The sequence below is a fragment of the Allocoprococcus similis genome (assembly GCF_054660775.1).
In genome coordinates, this window is record NZ_BAAHSG010000011.1 from 41,494 (window position 1) to 59,764 (window position 18,271).

The 18,271-nt window shown below is 42.8% G+C and carries 15 protein-coding genes and 1 tRNA gene; 14 read left to right on the forward strand and 2 right to left on the reverse strand.

All coding sequences use genetic code 11. From position 1 onward, the window contains the following. Nucleotides 1–7 precede the first annotated feature (7 nt). The 4 genes from atpD (at nt 8) to nrdD (ending at nt 5,382) form a co-directional block, all read left to right on the forward strand. Nucleotides 8–1,405 carry a F0F1 ATP synthase subunit beta gene (gene atpD, locus ACYQ5K_RS06345; RefSeq protein ID WP_117556895.1) on the forward strand — a complete coding sequence of 466 codons (1,398 nt, stop codon included), beginning with the start codon at nt 8–10 and terminating at the stop codon, nt 1,403–1,405. A gap of 11 nt (nt 1,406–1,416) precedes the next feature. After that, nucleotides 1,417–1,830 carry an ATP synthase F1 subunit epsilon gene (atpC, locus tag ACYQ5K_RS06350; RefSeq protein WP_173689453.1) on the forward strand — a complete coding sequence of 138 codons (414 nt, stop codon included), beginning with the start codon at nt 1,417–1,419 and terminating at the stop codon, nt 1,828–1,830. A 628-nt stretch (nt 1,831–2,458) separates the two neighbouring features. Then, nucleotides 2,459–3,052, forward strand: coding sequence for an HD domain-containing protein (locus tag ACYQ5K_RS06355; RefSeq protein ID WP_173689454.1), 594 nt, complete (start codon nt 2,459–2,461; stop codon nt 3,050–3,052). A gap of 140 nt (nt 3,053–3,192) precedes the next feature. Beyond that, on the forward strand, nt 3,193–5,382 hold the full coding sequence (gene nrdD, locus ACYQ5K_RS06360) for an anaerobic ribonucleoside-triphosphate reductase (RefSeq protein ID WP_173689455.1): 2,190 nt from the start codon (nt 3,193–3,195) through the stop codon (nt 5,380–5,382). Between the two features lie 89 nt (nt 5,383–5,471). Here the strand turns inward: nrdD and ACYQ5K_RS06365 are convergent, their stop codons facing one another. Further along, on the reverse strand, nt 5,472–5,981 hold the full coding sequence (locus ACYQ5K_RS06365) for a hypothetical protein (RefSeq protein ID WP_173689456.1): 510 nt from the start codon (nt 5,979–5,981) through the stop codon (nt 5,472–5,474). Between the two features lie 351 nt (nt 5,982–6,332). Here ACYQ5K_RS06365 and nrdG point away from each other — a divergent pair, with 351 nt between their 5' ends. From nrdG to ACYQ5K_RS06380, 3 genes are all read left to right on the forward strand, one after another. Further along, nucleotides 6,333–6,854, forward strand: coding sequence for an anaerobic ribonucleoside-triphosphate reductase activating protein (gene nrdG / locus ACYQ5K_RS06370; protein WP_173689457.1), 522 nt, complete (start codon nt 6,333–6,335; stop codon nt 6,852–6,854). A gap of 68 nt (nt 6,855–6,922) precedes the next feature. Next, nucleotides 6,923–6,993: transfer RNA gene (locus ACYQ5K_RS06375), tRNA-Trp, on the forward strand. A gap of 156 nt (nt 6,994–7,149) precedes the next feature. After that, nucleotides 7,150–7,659 (forward strand): GNAT family N-acetyltransferase, encoded by a 510-nt coding sequence (locus ACYQ5K_RS06380; protein ID WP_195231383.1) that lies wholly within the window; start codon nt 7,150–7,152, stop codon nt 7,657–7,659. Between the two features lie 231 nt (nt 7,660–7,890). Here the strand turns inward: ACYQ5K_RS06380 and ACYQ5K_RS06385 are convergent, their stop codons facing one another. After that, the gene (locus ACYQ5K_RS06385; RefSeq protein WP_178025616.1) at nt 7,891–9,210 is read right to left on the reverse strand and encodes a hypothetical protein; all 1,320 of its coding nucleotides are present in this window, start codon (nt 9,208–9,210) and stop codon (nt 7,891–7,893) included. A gap of 280 nt (nt 9,211–9,490) precedes the next feature. On the opposite strand from ACYQ5K_RS06385, the gene ACYQ5K_RS06390 reads away from it, so the two are divergent. The 7 genes from ACYQ5K_RS06390 (at nt 9,491) to ACYQ5K_RS06420 (ending at nt 18,271) form a co-directional block, all read left to right on the forward strand. After that, on the forward strand, nt 9,491–10,666 hold the full coding sequence (locus ACYQ5K_RS06390) for a M20 family metallopeptidase (RefSeq protein ID WP_173689460.1): 1,176 nt from the start codon (nt 9,491–9,493) through the stop codon (nt 10,664–10,666). A 37-nt stretch (nt 10,667–10,703) separates the two neighbouring features. Then, nucleotides 10,704–12,152, forward strand: coding sequence for an MFS transporter (locus ACYQ5K_RS06395; protein WP_459777382.1), 1,449 nt, complete (start codon nt 10,704–10,706; stop codon nt 12,150–12,152). Nucleotides 12,153–12,537: 385 nt separating this feature from the next. Continuing rightward, entirely contained in the window at nt 12,538–13,359 is an 822-nt protein-coding gene (gene thiM, locus ACYQ5K_RS06400; RefSeq protein WP_173689461.1) for a hydroxyethylthiazole kinase, read from the forward strand. Continuing rightward, entirely contained in the window at nt 13,346–13,984 is a 639-nt protein-coding gene (thiE, locus tag ACYQ5K_RS06405; RefSeq protein ID WP_055156460.1) for a thiamine phosphate synthase, read from the forward strand. The genes thiM and thiE overlap by 14 nt, the downstream gene beginning before the upstream one ends. Continuing rightward, on the forward strand, nt 13,981–15,006 hold the full coding sequence (locus ACYQ5K_RS06410; RefSeq protein ID WP_173689462.1) for a threonine aldolase family protein: 1,026 nt from the start codon (nt 13,981–13,983) through the stop codon (nt 15,004–15,006). Before thiE ends, ACYQ5K_RS06410 begins: the two co-directional genes overlap by 4 nt. A 335-nt stretch (nt 15,007–15,341) precedes the next feature. Then, complete coding sequence (locus ACYQ5K_RS06415) at nt 15,342–15,845, forward strand: MarR family winged helix-turn-helix transcriptional regulator (protein ID WP_173689463.1); 504 nt, start codon at nt 15,342–15,344, stop codon at nt 15,843–15,845. A gap of 32 nt (nt 15,846–15,877) precedes the next feature. Then, on the forward strand, nt 15,878–18,271 hold the full coding sequence (locus ACYQ5K_RS06420) for an ABC transporter ATP-binding protein (RefSeq protein WP_459777383.1): 2,394 nt from the start codon (nt 15,878–15,880) through the stop codon (nt 18,269–18,271).

The following is an 18,271-nucleotide window of genomic DNA, read 5'->3' on the forward strand; positions in this document are numbered from 1 at the left end:
AACAGGTATGAATAAAGGACGTATTGTACAGGTCATGGGACCAGTTGTTGACGTTGTATTTGAGGACGGAAATCTGCCGCGTATCAAAGATGCCCTGCAGGTGGAGAACAACGGAAAAACCTGTATTATGGAAGTTGCGCAGCATCTGGGAAATGATGAGGTTCGTTGTCTGATGCTGGCAGCAAGTGAAGGCCTTTGCAAGGACATGGAAGTAACCGCTACCGGTTCTGGAATTAAAGTACCGGTTGGAGAGCAGACACTTGGACGTCTGTTCAACGTACTTGGAGAGACCATCGATAATGGTGAAGAAATAAAAGAAGATACCGAACACTGGGTGATCCACAGAGATCCGCCGTCATTTGAAGACCAGAGTCCGGTTGTAGAAATCCTGGAAACAGGGATCAAGGTTATCGACCTGCTTGCACCTTATGCAAAGGGTGGTAAGATCGGTCTGTTCGGTGGTGCCGGTGTAGGTAAGACTGTACTGATCCAGGAACTGATCCGTAACGTAGCCACAGAGCACGGCGGATATTCCATCTTTACCGGTGTTGGAGAACGTTCCCGTGAAGGTAATGACCTCTGGACAGAAATGAAAGCATCCGGAGTTCTGGATAAGACAGCCTTAGTGTTTGGTCAGATGAATGAACCACCTGGAGCACGTATGCGTGTCGCTGAGACAGGACTTACGATGGCTGAATATTTCCGTGATAAAGAACATCAGAATGTGCTTCTTTTCATTGATAATATTTTCCGTTTTACACAGGCAGGTTCCGAAGTATCCGCACTTCTTGGACGTATGCCATCAGCCGTAGGTTATCAGCCGACACTGGCAACTGAAATGGGTGAACTGCAGGAGAGGATCGCATCTACAAAGAATGGTTCTGTCACATCCGTACAGGCTGTTTATGTACCTGCCGATGACCTTACAGACCCGGCTCCGGCAACTACATTTGCTCATCTGGATGCAACAACCGTACTCTCCCGTAAGGTTGTTGAACAGGGAATTTACCCGGCAGTTGATCCACTGGAATCTAACTCCCGTATTCTGGAGGCGGATATTGTCGGAGAAGAGCATTATGAAGTTGCAAACCGTGTAACAGAGGTTCTGCAGAAATACAAAGAGCTGCAGGATATCATCGCAATTCTTGGTATGGAAGAGCTTTCCGATGAAGACAAGGCAACGGTTATGAGAGCAAGAAAGATTCAGAAATTCCTCTCCCAGCCATTCTTCGTTGCAGAGACATTTACCGGAGTTCCGGGAAAATATGTACCTCTGAAAGAGACGATCCGTGGATTTAAAATGATCCTCGACGGAGAAATGGATGAGTATCCGGAGAATGCATTCTTCAATGTAGGAACGATTGATGAAGTCATCGAGAAGGCAAAGGCTGAAAAAGCAGAATAGAGGTGCCGGATATGGATACATTTGGACTTAAAATCATTTCCAGTGACCGGGTATTCTATGAAGGACGCTGCAGAAAGATGATCGTGCCGGTACCGGACGGCGGTGGAATGGAGATCCTTCCTCATCATGAAAATATGGTGATCGCTGTTGCAATCGGTGATACAAAACTTCAGTTTGAAGAAGGCGAATGGGTAGATGTCGCTGTGGGAACCGGTTTTCTTGAGATTGTTAACAACCGTGTGACCATGCTGGTGCAGACAGCGGAAAAACCGGAAGACATTGATGCAAGACATGCCCAGGAGCAGAAGGAGTATGCAGAAGAAAGGCTTCGCCAGAAACAGAGTATACAGGAATATTACCGGACACAGGCTTCGCTTTCGAGGGCGATGAACCGGTTGAAGGTGTCAAAGCGAAAAGAATGGTAAACAGGAAACAAATTTATGTGGAAGCGCGTAATCTGATAAGGGTTGCGCGCTTTTTAGCATCATGTATCCGGAAATGTAAGTTGTGTAGACAAATTTTTAAAAAGAGAATGCTTCCATTCAGGTTGTGCAAACCATTTCGATGAACCTCTGAAAGCGAAAATTGTGTCAGCAGAGGCTTCCACAATTTTTGAGTTTCATCTCCATTGCACAACAAGTTGAATGGAAGCATTCTCTTTTTAAAAATTTGTCACTCAAAGGTGCTGGCGGAAGGATGAAGCAAAGAAGTTTATTAGTTGGTTTGGAAGGATAAATTTATTTGGGGAGAAATGGATGCGGTGAGGACGTGAATTTATTGGAGAGGGCTGTAAGATTGTCAGGTCGGAAGGGGAATAAGTTTGTTGGATAGGATTAGGATGATGGTGGGATGAGTTTGAGAGTACAAAAAAGCGAATTTGTCCAGATGGAATTTTTGACAAAATTTATTGGGAAAAATGGTACAATCTTTTACAAAATAAAAGTTCCGATACAGGGTAGTTTGTGGTAGAATATATAACAGTGTGCGTGTACTGAGAAACAGGATTTTGAGGTGTTCAAATAGAGTGTATTTCATCATAGAAGGAGCAAAAACGTGGAAAAAGAGGAGCTTACGCAATTATTTAATTTCTTTCGGGAGATTGACAAGGAAAAATTTATTGGGAGGCAGACATATCTGACGGATGGGGTGCGTAAGGAGAATGACGCGGAGCATGCGTGGCATATGGCGATCATGACGGTTCTGCTTGCGGGATATTCCAATGAGAAGATTGATGTTCTTAAGACAGTAACGATGCTTTTGATCCATGATATTGTAGAAATTGATGCAGGGGATACCTATGCCTATGATGAGGATGCGAAGAAGACGCAGAAGGAACGGGAAGTGAAGGCTGCGGACCGGATTTTCGGACTTCTTCCGGTAAAGCAGGGAAAGGAATTTCGGACGCTCTGGGAGGAATTTGAGGCACAGGAGACTGCTGAGTCGAGGTTTGCCCGGACGATGGACAATATCCAGCCGATCATGTTAAATGCGGCTACAGACGGCAAAGCATGGGAGGAACATGATGTTCATATTGAACAGATCCTGAACCGTAACCAGAATACGGCAAAGGGCTCAGAAGCAATCTGGGAGTATGCAAAGGAAGAATTTTTAAGACCGAATCTGGAAAATGGCAAGATAAAAAAATAACATAAAAAAAACAAAAATCCCCCTTTTCATTTTCATGAATATGGGGTATCATATACTACAGAGCGCAAAATATAGTGGAGAAACTTAAAAGTGACACTATATTTTGTAGAGCGATGGAACAAAGTTAGGAGAAAGTTGGGATGGGTTTGGAAGTAAAAACGAGAGTAATCAAAAGAAACGGTGAGGAAGTAGACTTCCGGCTGGAGAAGATTGTGAATGCGATCAAAAAAGCGAATGAAGAGGTTGAGAACATCCACAAGATGAATGACTTTCAGATCATTGCAATTGCGGAGAAGATTGCACAGCAGGCAGAGGAATTTACGCATGCAGTGAATGTGGAGGACATCCAGGATATGGTTGAGACCGGCATTATGGAGATGCGTGGTTATGAGGTTGCCCAGAAGTATGTCCGCTATCGCTATAAGAGAGAATTAACCAGAAAGTCGAATACAACGGATAACGGAATCCTTGCATTGATCGATCATATGAACGAGGAAGTAAAGCAGGAGAACTCCAATAAGAATCCTGTGATCAATTCTACACAGAGAGATTACATGGCAGGAGAGGTCAGCAAGGACCTTACCAGGAGAGTCCTTCTTCCGGAAGAAATCGTCCGTGCACACGAAGAAGGAATCATTCATTTTCATGATATGGACTATTTTGCACAGAAAGAGCACAACTGTGATCTGATCAACCTGGAGGATATGCTCCAGAACGGAACTGTCATCAGTGAGACGATGATCGAGAAACCACATAGTTTCTTTACCGCGTGTAATGTGACCACACAGATCGTTGCACAGGTTGCAAGTAACCAGTATGGCGGACAGTCATTTACTCTGTCACATCTTGCACCATTCGTAGATGTAAGCCGTCAGAAGCTCCGCAAGAGTGTCATTGAAGAAAGAATGGAATCCGGAGAGGTTCTGGATGATGCGATCATCGACAAGATCACAGAGAGAAGGCTTCGTACCGAAGTACAGAGCGGAATCCAGACAATCCAGTATCAGCTGATCACACTGATGACCTGTAATGGACAGGCACCTTTCGTAACTGTTTTCATGTATCTGGATGAGGTCCCGGAAGGAAGAACCAGGGATGACCTTGCGATGATCATCGAAGAAGTGATGAAGCAGCGTATGCAGGGTGTTAAGAATGAAAAGGGAGTATGGATCACACCGGCGTTTCCGAAGCTGATCTATGTACTGGATGAAGATAATATTACCGAAGATTCCAAATACTGGTATCTGACTGAGCTGGCTGCAAAATGTACCGCAAAGCGTATGGTGCCGGATTATATTTCTGCAAAGATCATGAAAGAACTGAAAGATGGAGATGTTTATCCGTGCATGGGATGCCGCTCATTCCTTACCGTAGAAGATTCCCAGAGAAATGCAGACGGAAGCCATAAGTTCTACGGACGTTTCAACCAGGGGGTTGTGACGATCAACCTGGTGGATGTGGCATGTTCATCAGAAGGCAATATGGAACGTTTCTGGGAGATTCTGGACGAGAGACTGGAGCTTTGTCACAGAGCACTCAGATGCAGACACGAACGCCTTCTCGGAACCGTTTCAGATGTTGCACCGATCCTGTGGCAGAACGGGGCGCTTGCCCGTCTGAAAAAGGGAGAGACCATCGACAAGCTGTTATTTGATGGATATTCAACCATTTCCCTTGGCTATGCGGGACTTTATGAGATGTGTATGCGGATGCTTGGCAAATCCCATACAGATCCGGAAGCAAAGCCATTTGCACTGTCAGTTATGCAGCGTCTGAACGATAAATGTAAAGAATGGAAAGAGGCAGAAAATATCAGCTATTCCGTATACGGAACACCGATGGAATCTACCACATACAAGTTCGCAAAATGTCTGCAGAAGCGTTTCGGAATCATTCCGGGCGTTACAGATAAGAACTATATTACGAACAGCTATCATGTACATGTTACCGAAGAGATCGATGCATTCAGTAAGCTGAAATTTGAATCGGAATTTCAGAAGCTTTCACCGGGCGGGGCGATCAGCTATATCGAAGTGCCGAATATGCAGACCAATATTCCGGCAGTGCTTTCCGTATTACAGTACATTTATGAGAATATCATGTATGCAGAGTTGAATACCAAGAGTGATTTCTGCGAAGTCTGCGGTTATGACGGAGAGATCAAGATCATCGAGGACGAGACCGGAAAGCTGGTATGGGAATGCCCGAACTGTGGCAACCGTGACCAGGACAAGCTTTTTGTGGCGAGAAGAACCTGCGGATATATCGGAACCCAGTTCTGGAATCAGGGAAGAACCCAGGAGATTAAGGACAGGGTGTTGCATCTGTAAGGATGGAAATATTTTTGAAAAAAAGTGAGAAGATATAATAAAGGACACGGCTTTCGTTCAAAGAAGCCGTGTCTTTTATTTAGGACAAGTTATTTAAAGTTAAGTGGATAAACGTCTTTGATCAAACCATCCTGGTCATAAGAAAAATATATCTTTTGGACTATTTCTTTCTTATCGACCGAAAAAGTCACAAGAACAGTTTCGGAATCATCTGTTTTGGAGTCAAGCGAAATATCTTTTACAGCTATTTTGGTATTATTAACAGCTGCCTCTGACAGATAGGTCTGACCATAGGTTGAAACAAAATATTCTAATCGACTGCTTTCAAAATATTTTCCTACAAGCTTGTTCCAGTTCTCAAGAATTTTCTCAGAATTGGCGAAAGCATCATCAGAATTTGCATCATTATTTTCACCGATTACGGTAGAAGCATCCGGAGAGTATAATTCTTCATTTGGCGCGGTAAACATTGCATTGATTACTGCTTCGGCTTCCGGATTTACGGCTGATTCAGATGCCTTTTTGCCTGAGCAGCCAGTAAGCAGAATAAACAAAAGTAACAGAATAAAATAAATTTTTGGTGTTGCTTTTTTCGTCATGAGAATCCCTCCTTTGCTTGTGGGGGCAGTTAAAATAGTTTTCCTACCATTGGCTTGATCTGCCTTTTACATTTTGGGTGTTTATAAGTATAGTATAATGGATCTGGCTGTAAAACGCTAATATTATTTTTGCAAGAAAACAGCTGCCTGGGAGACCGTATGTGGTCAGATCGTAGCAGCACTGATTACAGCGTTTGGAGGAGTCCAAAGACCGCCGGAGTGGTTGGAGTCGTGCTTTACCGGAGGACAATAATAGTTGATTTTCGGGCGTGATTTGCTATAATTGTAAGAAGAGTAAGAATGGACAGCAGAGTAGTCCTGCCATGATGAGAAAAAGGAAAGTATGAAGATATGAATTACGGAACAATCAAAAATTACGATATCGCAAATGGAACCGGCGTCAGGGTCAGCCTTTTTGTGTCCGGATGCCGACATCACTGCAAAGGATGCTTCAATTCCGAAACCTGGGATTTCAATTACGGCAATCCATACACCAAAGAAGTTGAAGCACAGATCCTCGAAGCACTCAAACCGGCATATATCCAGGGATTTTCCCTCCTCGGCGGCGAACCCTTCGAGCCAGAGAACCAGAAAGAACTCGCAGGACTCCTGCAAAAGATCAAAGAAAGCTACCCGGAGAAAAATGTCTGGTGCTACACCGGATACCTCTATGATGTAGATCTCATCCCCGGCGGAAAAGTCTACACCGAATACACGGATCAGATGCTCGATTGCATCGACACCCTCGTGGACGGCGAATTCATCGAAGCCGAAAAAGATCTCACCCTGGAATTCCGCGGAAGCCGCAACCAGAGAATCCTGCATCTTAATGAAATCCGTCAAAATGCGAAAAAATGCGAAAAACTAAAATAATTCATTGACAAAAAAAGACCACTGTGCTATAAATAACAAGTGGTCTTTTTTAGATCATAAAATCAAATAGGGGATTGGTCAAATGGTATGACAGGAGTCTCCAAAACTCTTAGCGGCAGTTCGATTCTGTCATCCCCTGTAAAGCCCTCTCGGAAGCAGTTCCGGGAGGTTTTTTTATACGCTAATAAGTGTTTCTTGAATAAAAGTTTCTTGAATAAAATACAAAAAAGAATGACAGTATCATTTTCTAATGCTATGATATATAGAAATGTAAAGTATGAGTGAGGTGTGGAAAATGAAAATTGAATTAAAAAAATGGAGTATTGAAGATAAAGAATCCCTTATAAGAATATGTAATACTATAGATAGAAACTATTTATCAGATAGATTACCAAATCCATATACAAATGAATCAGCGGAATGGTGGTTAAATGTGGTAAAAGAAAATGAGGGAAAAACGGGTATATTTCGAGAAATTATTGTTGATGGCAAAATAATAGGAACAATATCAGTTGAACAAAAAGAAGATGTCTATCGAAAAGATGCTGAAATAGGATATTATTTATTACCAGAAGAATACTCAAAAGGAATCATGACAGAAGCAGTAAGACAAATCTGTGAAACAGCTTTTGAAAAATTAGACATCATCCGAATCACAGGGCTGGTATACGAACCTAATATTGCCTCCAGAAAAGTACTGGAAAAGAACAACTTTATACTTGAAGGCACAATGAAAAAAGCAGTCATCAAAAATAATAATATTTATGATCTTTGCATTTACGGAAAAAATAAGATAACAAGTTGAAACAATAAGTAGATCTGCAACCAATAAATGTAAGCGGCAACGAAGCAAAATAATTCCCCTCAGATTCAATTTTTGTGCAATGGAGATGAAACGCAGGAATCGTGGAAGCTTCTGCTGAACACGATTCCCGCTCTAAGCGGTTCATCGGAATGGTTTGCACAAAGAATCTGAGGGGAATTATTTTGCTTCGTTGCCGTCACAACCTATAAATTTGCATACTTAAAAATATCTTTAGAAATTAAAATCCAACTCATACACCTTAACCGGCCGTCCCTTCGCATTGGTCGTCTGCGTATATGCGAGCCTCGCAACTCCACCATTTTCCAAATTTTGAATGATCCGGTTCGCATTTCTCACTGTACTTCCCATCCTCTCGGCAAGCTCATGCGTTGTAATCTTATTTGATCCGGCAGCATGCGTACTGGCAAGGACTTTCTTGATCGTAACCGGTGAAAGATTACACTGCTTTGCAATCTTTCCAAGATTCTGCACATACTGATTCTGGATTACTCTCCGGTCGGATGAACCAAGAGGTCCGATCATATCCCCGTTTTCATTCTGGATAAAACTTTTTCCAAACTGAACAGCCTCTTTGCGGGCATTTACGGAATTACGGATCGCATTGTCAAAATTTGCCCCGATTCCGTATCCTACAGCACATTCAAAATGCAGTTTGTCGGTGAGAAATTCATTCAGTTCGCAGACCTTGTTATTGTGCGTAATATGTTGCAGCATTTCCACAGTGGTCAAGGCACTGCAGTGATTATCCACTTCCTGAGGGATACAATTCATCAGATTCTTTTTAAAGAAATCTTCCATACAAACATAGATCTGCTGGATATTTTCCGGTGTGTTATCTGTCGAACTACGGGGAGATATATTGATGATAACCGGAAGGTTGGAACGCATGTGCTCCAGCTCGATCGTGGACAGAAGTTCATTTGCAAGATCCCGGATATGGCTGACACTTGGCAGAGGATAGATTGTCGGGATCCCGTGCGCACGAAGCTCCGGCAGGATATTACTGTACTGACAGAGAACCATATCCATTTCATTGTTGTTCCACATACGGATCAGCTCTGAAAGGACATGATTTTCAATCGTACTGATACTGGTGCGGGTCAGTGCCTTGGTCCAGTTGTTAATATGCGGTGGAACTGTATCAATGTCCAGCTCCTTAAGGAAAGCGGTTGCAGTACAGCCGCCGTCGATCGGAATCAGGAAATCCAGAATAATCCGGTCCATATCCAGATCCCGGTTGGAAATCAGCAGATTCAAAAGAGCACGGTACAGACCGGCTGTATCAATTTCAAAGGATACAATCGGACGGTTATAAGCGTGCGCAGTTGACTCAATGGCAGCTTTTGCGATCTTACCACTGATAAGAAATCCGTCAGTGTCCCCGGCGTAAGAATCGTAAACTTCTGATATTGTGTCAAATTTGTTGTAGGAAACCACCTGGATGTCGCAGTTTAGTTTTAGTTCTGAGACGATCTGCGAGACAGGTTCCTTTAAGTACTGGCTGGTAATAGCCACAATTTTTCTTCTCATTTTCATTCACCTCTCAAAAAGTATCATATAAAATTATCTTCCATAAATCAACCATAATATTCTGAAAATTAAAAAAATAACGATTAAATAGGTAAAAACAACGAAAATCAAGAATATTCTGTAATATTATTGACTAAAATTTTAGAAGTTGGTATTATGTAATCATGATAACTATTCTGTAAATGTTCCAAAAACAAATAAAAATATTCTGTAAATATTCTAAAAGTAGAACAGTATTTTTAATGTAAATGGCAGGAACAAAGTTAAAGGAGGGCTTAGTATGAATTACTATGAAAGAGCATTGGAATTAAAGGATGAAACAATTGCAAACCGCAGACACATCCACAAAAATGCTGAAACTGGTCTGGATCTTCCAAAGACCAAAGCTTATGTTATGGAAAAGCTGACAGAATACGGACTTGAGCCGAAGGATTGTGGCTACGGGGTAACAGCTACACTCGGCAAAGGGGGAAAGGTTCTTCTTCTGAGAGCAGATATGGATGCACTTCCGATGCCGGAAGAAAGCGGAGAAGAATTTGCATGTCCTACAGGAAAAGAAGCACATGCATGCGGACATGATTTCCATGCCGCAATGCTTCTTACAGCAGCAAAGATGCTGAAAGAAAAAGAAGATACACTGGAAGGAACTATCAAATTCATGTTCCAGCCGGCAGAAGAAACTTTTGAAGGAAGCAAGAATATGATCGAGAATGGTATTCTTGAGAATCCTCCGGTTGATGCAGCACTTGCATACCATGTATCACCGGGAAAAATGCCGATCGGACTTTTTATGTACAACGATAAGGATACGATGATGTATTCTGTAGATGGATTTAAGATCACTATCCATGGAAAAGGATCCCATGGTGCTTATCCACATGTAGGAGTTGACCCGATCAACATCGGAGTTCATATCCATCTTGCATTGCAGGAACTGATCGCGAGAGAAAGTGATCCGACCCATTCCTGCGTACTTACAATCGGACAGTTTGCAGGCGGAACTGCAGCAAACATCATTCCTGAGACGGCTGTTCTCCAGGGAACGATCCGCACCAACAAGCCGGAAGCAAGAGAACTTCTGGTTCGCAGAATGAAAGAAGTCGCTGAAAAGACAGCAGCTGTATATAACGGAACCGTTGATATTGAGATGATCTCAGAAGTTCCTCCGCTGATCTGCAATCCGAAGCTTACCGATGAAGTGGTTGGATATATGCAGGAGCTTGGAATTCCGGGACTTACACCATATCCGGGAATTTCTGCAAGTGCTTCTGAAGATTTCGCAGTGATCGCTGAAAAGGTTCCAAGTACATTTATGTATCTGTCAGCAGGATATCTGGATGAAAGAGGACAGTATCCGGCACATCATCCGAAAGCACAGTTTAATGAGGATGTTTGCCCGATCGGAGCAGCTTGTCTTGCACATTGCGCTTCACAGTGGCTTAAAAATAACAAATAGAGAGTAAAGGTTTCTTTAGGAACAGGAGGAAAAGAATATGAGTAAAGAACAGCAGGCTCAGGCACAGCCACAGGTTGCGATTCCGCTTCCGAAGGCAAAGAAAAACTTGGTTCAGATCGGATGTATCTGCATGATGCTTTCCGTAGCAATGTATGGACTGGTATTTGCAACGTTAACAGCACCTATCCTTAAAAACGTTGATGCGATGGGATATGTAGGACTCTTCTCTATCGTAGGTGCGATCGGTGTATCGATTATGACTCCGATCGGAGGAAAATTAGGCGACCTTATTGGTAGAAGAAACATTGTAGTGATTCCTGGAATTATCTGTGCAATTGCAGGTTTTGGATTTGCATTTGTCAGATCTCTGATTCCACTGATGATCCTCAGACTGGTTGTCAGCCTTGCGCAGGGCGCATTTACAGCAGCTCCTTATATTATTGCAGGACTTATCAATGAAAGAAAAGATGTACCAAAAGCTATGGGTATGCTCGCAACAGCAATCGCTGTAGGTGGATTTGGCGGAAGTATCATCGCTGGTATCTTAACAGATATGGGAATGCTTACAGTTGCAATCATTATGCCGGCAATTCCGCTGATCATTGGTATTGTCCTGATCGGAATGAATATGCCGAATCAGAAAAGAGAAGGAAAAGTTACGATTGATGTTCCAGGTATGATCGCACTGATTATTGCACTTTGCGGTATCCTTCTTGCACTGAACTTTGGATCATCTGTAGGATGGACAAGCCCGGCAATCATCGCTGGATTCGTAATCGGTATCATCGCTCTTATTGCACTTGTTAAGATTGAAAACAAAGCAAGCGAACCGCTGATCCCGATGAAATTATTTAAGAACAAGAATTACACAATTCTTCTTATTGTTGGATTTATCTGCTATTTCTATCAGAACGCTATGAACGTATATGCACCGATTGGCGCAATGCAGGTAATGGGAGCACCTACAAGTGCCGCAGGAGCTCTTCAGATGCCACGTACAATTATTACTATTATTCTTCCGACCATCGCAGGTGCCTGGGTTGGAAAGAAAGCAGCCAATGCATGGAAAGCTATGGTAATTGCTACAGGTTTGGTAGCTATTCCGATGGCAGTGATGGGAGCAATGACAAATTCAGGTGCTTCAATCATGATTTACTTCGTAGCTTTGGCGATTACAGGTATTGCAGAAAGTTTTCGTGCCGTATCTATTACACCTACAGCACAGGGCATGTTAGCTCCGGAAGATATGGGAGTTGGAACCTCACTTGTAAACTTTGCAAACTCTCTTGCAGGAACAATTGCAGCAGCAGTATTTGCAGTAGCATATAACGCAAGTACGGCAGCAGATCCTACAAACGTAGCTTTGATTCAAAGTGGTGTTAAATCAGTATTCTGGACAGCAGCAGTTGTATTAATAATCGGACTTCTCCTGGTACTCTTCATCGTAAAACCACAGATGAGCAAGAAGGCAGAAGGAAGCAAATAGAATATTGAAATCTATGTGAACATGTGAATAAGAAGCCGGGGCGGATGTGAAGAAGCATCTGTCCCGGCTTCTTATTTACGTGAGCAACGAGTCAAAGTCCGTGCCGAGACCTTGGCGACTGCCGTGATAATTTGAGAAACTCGCGGAGCGTGTTTCTCATAGTTGAGAGAAGTTTTTTATAGATCTGCCGGTCACAGGTACTGTGAACAGTAACACGAGAAGGGAAATGACATATGTTTCAGGTAAATGCAGATTGCATTTCAGAAAATCAAGAGTATAATAAGAAATAGTGAAAAGAAGAAAGGCAGACAGATATCTGTCTTTTTATAATTATAGAGACAATTTTCAAGATATAAGAAATAATATGATTTACCGGAGGAAAAGGATGATTGGAAAATATCTGGATGAAGTACGAAAAAAAGCACCATTGATACACAATATCACCAACTATGTGACGATCAATGATGTGGCGAATATAGTTCTTGCCTGCGGTGGAAGTCCGATCATGTCGGATGAGCCGACAGATATTGAAGAGATTACATCCATCTGTCAGGGTCTGAATATCAACATGGGAATGTTAAATCCGCGCAAGATTGAAAGTATGCAAAAAGCCGGGAAAAAATCCAATGAGCTATATCATAAAGTGTTGTTAGATCCGGTCGGAGCAGGATCGAGTTCGTTCCGAACAGAGGCGGCACTGAATCTGATCCGGGAAGTTCAGTTTGATGTGATTCGGGGAAATATTTCCGAGATTAAGACACTGGCAGCAGGTCATGGGACGACGAGCGGTGTGGATGCGGATGTGGCAGATACACTGACCGAGCAGAATCTTGGGAAAATGATTCCGTTTATCAAGGATTTTTCCAGACGGACGGGGGCTGTGATCGCAGTGACCGGCGGAATTGATCTGGTAAGTGATGGTGAGAAATGTTTTGTGATCCGGAACGGACGCCCGGAGATGGGGAGGATCACCGGAACAGGATGTCAGCTTTCCGGGATGATGACGGCATTTCTTGCGGCGAATCCGGAGAACAATCTGGAAGCGGCGGCTGCGGCAGTCTGTGCCATGGGAGTTGCCGGTGAAACTGGCTGGAAATATATGCAGCCGGGAGATGGAAACGCAACATATCGTAATCGGATCATCGATGCGATTTATAATATGGAAGGAAAAGAATTGGAAGAAGGTGCAAAATATGAGATTAGATAAGAAAGATATGGTTTTGTATGCGGTAACAGACCGTCACTGGCTGAATGGAGAAAGTCTTTACAGCCAGGTAGAAAAAGCGCTGAAAGGCGGGGCTACATTTATCCAGCTCAGGGAAAAAAATCTGGGTGAGGAAGAGTTTCTGGCAGAAGCAAAAGAGATTGCCAGGCTCTGTAAATCCTATCATGTACCATTTGTGATCAATGACAATGTTGAGATTGCAAAGAAGGTAGATGCCGATGGTGTGCATGTGGGGCAGAGCGATATGGAAGCTCTTGATGTGCGGAAAACACTGGGCGAAGATAAGATCATCGGTGTTACGGCAAAGACGGTGGAGCAGGCGCTAAAGGCGCAGGCACACGGAGCTGATTATCTGGGAGTCGGCGCAGTCTTTGGCACGACATCAAAGGCAGATGCAACAAAGCTGGATCATAAGGTTTTAAAGGAAATCTGCGAGACGGTGGACATTCCGGTTGTGGCAATTGGGGGAATCACGGGAGAGAATGTGACAGAGCTTGCCGGAAACGGAATCTGCGGAGTTGCCGTGATCAGTGCAGTTTTTGGACAGCCGGATATTGAGCAGGCTACAAAAGAATTAAAAGAGAAAGTAGAGGGTATGTTGAAATGATTTTGTTTACAAGTGATTACACAGAAGGGGCACATCCGAGAATTATCGAGAAGCTTGCCGAGACCAATATGGAGCAGACAGTAGGATATGGGGAAGATCCTTACTGCGAAGAAGCGAGAGAAGCAATTAAGAAGGTGTGTGAAGCACCGGAGGCAGATGTTCATTTTCTGGTGGGAGGAACCCAGACGAATTTTACAGTAATTTCTTCTATTTTGCGTCCATTTCAGGGGGTGCTCTGCGCAGACAGCGGGCATATCAATGTCCATGAAACCGGGGCTGTAGAAGCGACCGGACACAAAGTTCTGGCACTTCCTTCAAAAGATGGAAAGATTACCGGACAGCAGATTAAGGAATATTACGATCTGCACTGGAGCGATGAGTCTCATGAACATATTGTACAGCCAAAGTTGGTCTACATTTCCCATCCGACAGAGGTTGGAACACTGTATACAAAAGCAGAGCTTGAAAATATTTCTGCTGTTTGTAAGGAATGTGGATTTTATCTTTTTCTGGATGGAGCGAGAATGGGATATGGACTGATGGCACCGGGAACCGATGTGACACTTCCGGACATTGCGAAGTACTGCGATGTATTTTACATTGGGGGAACAAAAGTTGGAGCACTGTTTGGAGAAGCTGTAGTGATTACAAATTCGTGTCTTAAGCAAGATTTTCGTTACTGTATCAAACAGAAAGGTGGAATGCTTGCAAAAGGGCGCCTCCTCGGTGTTCAGTTCCTGGAACTGTTTAAAGACGGACTTTATTTTGAAATTTCCAAACATGCGATCGATATGGCAATGCTGTTAAAAGAAGGACTGAAAGAAAAAGGATATGAATTCTTCATGGACAGCGATACCAACCAGCAGTTTATTATTGTGAAAGATACGAAATTGCAGGAAATCCGTCAAAAATACGGTGTAACATATCAACAGAGATACGATGAAACCCACAGTGTTATCCGATTATGCACTTCATGGGCAACAAAAGAGGAAAATGTGAAGGCATTCCTGCAAGATATGTAATTGCTGTTTGATGCGTTATAAATCACAAGAAAAGCTATATAAAGAATAGATATTGTGAAAGAAGAGGACTTTTTTACCTGGAAAGGGGTAGAAGAGTCCTTTTTCGTATAATAAGAAATCCCGGAGGAACTTCCTGTTATATAAAAGGCACTACATGTCTGAGATGTACACTCGCGTGAAGAAAAATGATTAGGCATATAATTATTTGTTTGTAAAAAATATTATAAAAATATAAATTATTGAGAATAAATATTGACTTATATAGAAAATACAACTAGAATAACGATTAGACATCTAATAAATAGACATCTAATTAAATTGCAATAGGAGGTGAAATGGTGAAGTCGGGAAAATTTAAATGTGAAGATTTCTCGAGAGAGAACATGCCGGTACAGCTTTTGCTTGCACAGGTGGGGCATATGTATAAATGGTATGTAGGAAACCTGATGAAAGATACGCAGATGAAGCCGGGACAGGCAGGAATTCTGGTAATTTTGCAGATGATGGGACCTATGTCCCAGAGAGAGCTTGCAGACCGGGTGCATATTACGCCACCATCTGTGAATGTAGCTGTCCAGAAGCTGGAGAAGCTCGGATATGTGCGCAAAGAGCAGGACGAGAAAGACCAGCGTATGACGAAGATTCATCTTACAGATAGTGGAGAGAAAACGATTGAAAACATGCATGATATTATTCAAAGGACGGAAGATACTCTTCTTAAGAATATGAGCACAGAAGAAAAAATACTGTGCCGAAGACTTCTATTGCAGATGAGTGACAATCTTTTTCAAGAAAAGGCTTTCAGAGAAATGCCTTGTAAAAGTCCATTTGAACAATAAAAATAATTACTAAGAAAGGAAATAATTGCTATATGAGAAAGTTATTTAAGCATCTGAAGCCATATGCAGCAACTATAGCAGTGATCGTTATGGTTCTGATCGTTCAGGCATACTGCGATCTGTCATTGCCTTCTTATACTTCAGACATCGTCAATGTCGGAATCCAGCAGGGAGGAATCGACGAGGATATTCCGGATGCAATTGCAGAAAAAGAGATGGATAAGTTGCTTCTCTTTGTATCAGAAAAAGATCAGCAGACGGTGCTGGATGCCTATGAGAAGAAAGAATCCGGCACTGGTTATGATTATGATGGCGCTGTATACATTTTGAAAGATTCTGTGAAGATGGATGAAGACAAATCCGGAAAGATCTTTGATATTCTCGGGAAACCAATGCTTCTGAGTTATGGATTTGAATCTGGAAGTGATACAACGAAGAAGATGGAAGAATCCATGAAAGAGAATATGATTTCTTCTATAAAGGAACAGGCTGAAAAACAGGCAGAGAGTATGCAGTCCCAGATGACAGATGAGCAGAAAGAAGCACTTGCAGCAAATCCGGAGCTTGCCAAGAAACAGCAGGATGAAATGCAGAAAAAGATTGATGAACAGGTGAAAAAGATCGAAAATGCAGATATCTTTGAGATCCTGAACATGATACCGGATGAACAGAGAGCAGACGTTATTGATAAGATTTCAGAAAAAATGGATGATATGCCCGATACCATGCTGGAACAGGCAGCAACTTCATTTATTAAAGAAACCTACAGTGTTCTGGGTGTGAATACCGATAAGCTCCAGAACAGATATATTTTAACAACTGGCGGTAAGATGCTTGCCCTTGCATTTCTCGGAATGATCGCAAGTGTACTCGTCGGACTTCTTGCATCAAGAGTTGCGGCAAGTACAGGACGTGATCTGAGAGGAAAGGTATTCAAAAAAGTTGTTGGATTTTCCAATGCAGAATTTGACAAGTTCTCAACAGCATCGCTGATCACGAGAAGTACCAATGACATCCAGCAGATCCAGATGCTTGCAGTTATGCTTCTGAGAATGGTTATGTATGCACCGATCATGGCAATCGGAGGAGTTTTCAAGGTTCTTCATACTAATGTCAGCATGTCATGGATCATCGTACTTGGGGTAATCCTGATCGTGATGGTTGTTGCTGTATTATTTATTGTGGCAATACCAAAATTCAAGATTCTGCAGAATCTGGTCGACAGACTGAACCTTGTTACCCGTGAGATCCTTACCGGACTTCCGGTTATCCGTGCATTCAGTACAGAAAAGCATGAAGAAGAACGATTTGATAAAGCGAACAGAGATCTGACAAGAACCAACTTATTTGTAAACCGTGCCATGACATTTATGATGCCGATGATGATGCTGATCATGAACGGAATTACCATACTGATCGTATGGAGCGGTGCACATGGTGTCAGTGACGGGCAGATGCAAGTTGGTGATATGATGGCATTTATCCAGTATACAATGCAGATCATCATGTCCTTCCTTATGATCTGTATGGTTTCCATTATGCTTCCAAGAGCAGCTGTTGCAGCAGAACGTGTGGATGAGATCCTGACAAGCAGGACAGCGATCGAAGATCCGAAAACAGCGGAAAAACTGGAAGAATCCAGAAAAGGCGAAGTAAAATTTGACCACGTATCCTTCCGTTATCCGGGAGCAGAAGAAGACGTGCTTCATGATATCAGCTTTACAGCAAAACCGGGACAGACAACGGCGATCATCGGAAGTACCGGTAGTGGTAAATCTACGATGATCAACCTGATTCCAAGATTCTATGATGTAACAGAAGGTACGATCACATTGGATGGAAAAGATATCCGCACCATTTCACAGCATGATCTGAGGGATGAGCTTGGATACGTTCCACAGAAAGGTGTACTTTTCTCAGGAACAATTGAGTCCAATATTCTGTACGGCAATCCGGATGGTTCCGAAGCCGAGATGAAGAAAGCAGCGGAAATTGCACAGGCAACCGAATTTATCGAAGAAAAACATAAGAAATATAACAGTCCGATTGCGCAGGGAGGATCCAATGTATCCGGAGGTCAGAAGCAGCGTCTGTCCATTGCACGTGCGATCGCAAAAAATCCGAAGGTTTATATTTTTGACGACAGTTTTTCAGCACTGGATTATAAGACGGACGTAGCACTTCGTGCGGCGCTGAAAGAAAACACACAGGATAGCACAGTGATCATCGTAGCACAGAGGATCAGTACGATTTTGCATGCAGAGCAGATCATTGTCCTGGATGATGGAAAAGTTGCAGGAATCGGAACGCATAAAGAACTTCTGAAATCCTGTGAGGCTTATTATCAGATTGCTTCATCCCAGCTTTCAGAAGCAGAGCTGGCAAGAGACTTGAATGATGAGACTGACGGAAAGGGGGAAGCATAG

Coding starts and splice junctions, on each gene's coding strand:
- atpD (WP_117556895.1), top strand. CDS start 8: ATGAATAAAGGACGTATTGTACAGGTCATGGGACCAGTTGTTGACGTT.
- atpC (WP_173689453.1), top strand. CDS start 1,417: ATGGATACATTTGGACTTAAAATCATTTCCAGTGACCGGGTATTCTAT.
- nrdD (WP_173689455.1), top strand. CDS start 3,193: ATGGGTTTGGAAGTAAAAACGAGAGTAATCAAAAGAAACGGTGAGGAA.
- ACYQ5K_RS06365 (WP_173689456.1), bottom strand. CDS start 5,981: ATGACGAAAAAAGCAACACCAAAAATTTATTTTATTCTGTTACTTTTG.
- nrdG (WP_173689457.1), top strand. CDS start 6,333: ATGAATTACGGAACAATCAAAAATTACGATATCGCAAATGGAACCGGC.
- ACYQ5K_RS06380 (WP_195231383.1), top strand. CDS start 7,150: ATGAAAATTGAATTAAAAAAATGGAGTATTGAAGATAAAGAATCCCTT.
- ACYQ5K_RS06385 (WP_178025616.1), bottom strand. CDS start 9,210: ATGAGAAGAAAAATTGTGGCTATTACCAGCCAGTACTTAAAGGAACCT.
- ACYQ5K_RS06390 (WP_173689460.1), top strand. CDS start 9,491: ATGAATTACTATGAAAGAGCATTGGAATTAAAGGATGAAACAATTGCA.
- ACYQ5K_RS06395 (WP_459777382.1), top strand. CDS start 10,704: ATGAGTAAAGAACAGCAGGCTCAGGCACAGCCACAGGTTGCGATTCCG.
- thiM (WP_173689461.1), top strand. CDS start 12,538: ATGATTGGAAAATATCTGGATGAAGTACGAAAAAAAGCACCATTGATA.
- thiE (WP_055156460.1), top strand. CDS start 13,346: ATGAGATTAGATAAGAAAGATATGGTTTTGTATGCGGTAACAGACCGT.
- ACYQ5K_RS06410 (WP_173689462.1), top strand. CDS start 13,981: ATGATTTTGTTTACAAGTGATTACACAGAAGGGGCACATCCGAGAATT.
- ACYQ5K_RS06415 (WP_173689463.1), top strand. CDS start 15,342: ATGGTGAAGTCGGGAAAATTTAAATGTGAAGATTTCTCGAGAGAGAAC.
- ACYQ5K_RS06420 (WP_459777383.1), top strand. CDS start 15,878: ATGAGAAAGTTATTTAAGCATCTGAAGCCATATGCAGCAACTATAGCA.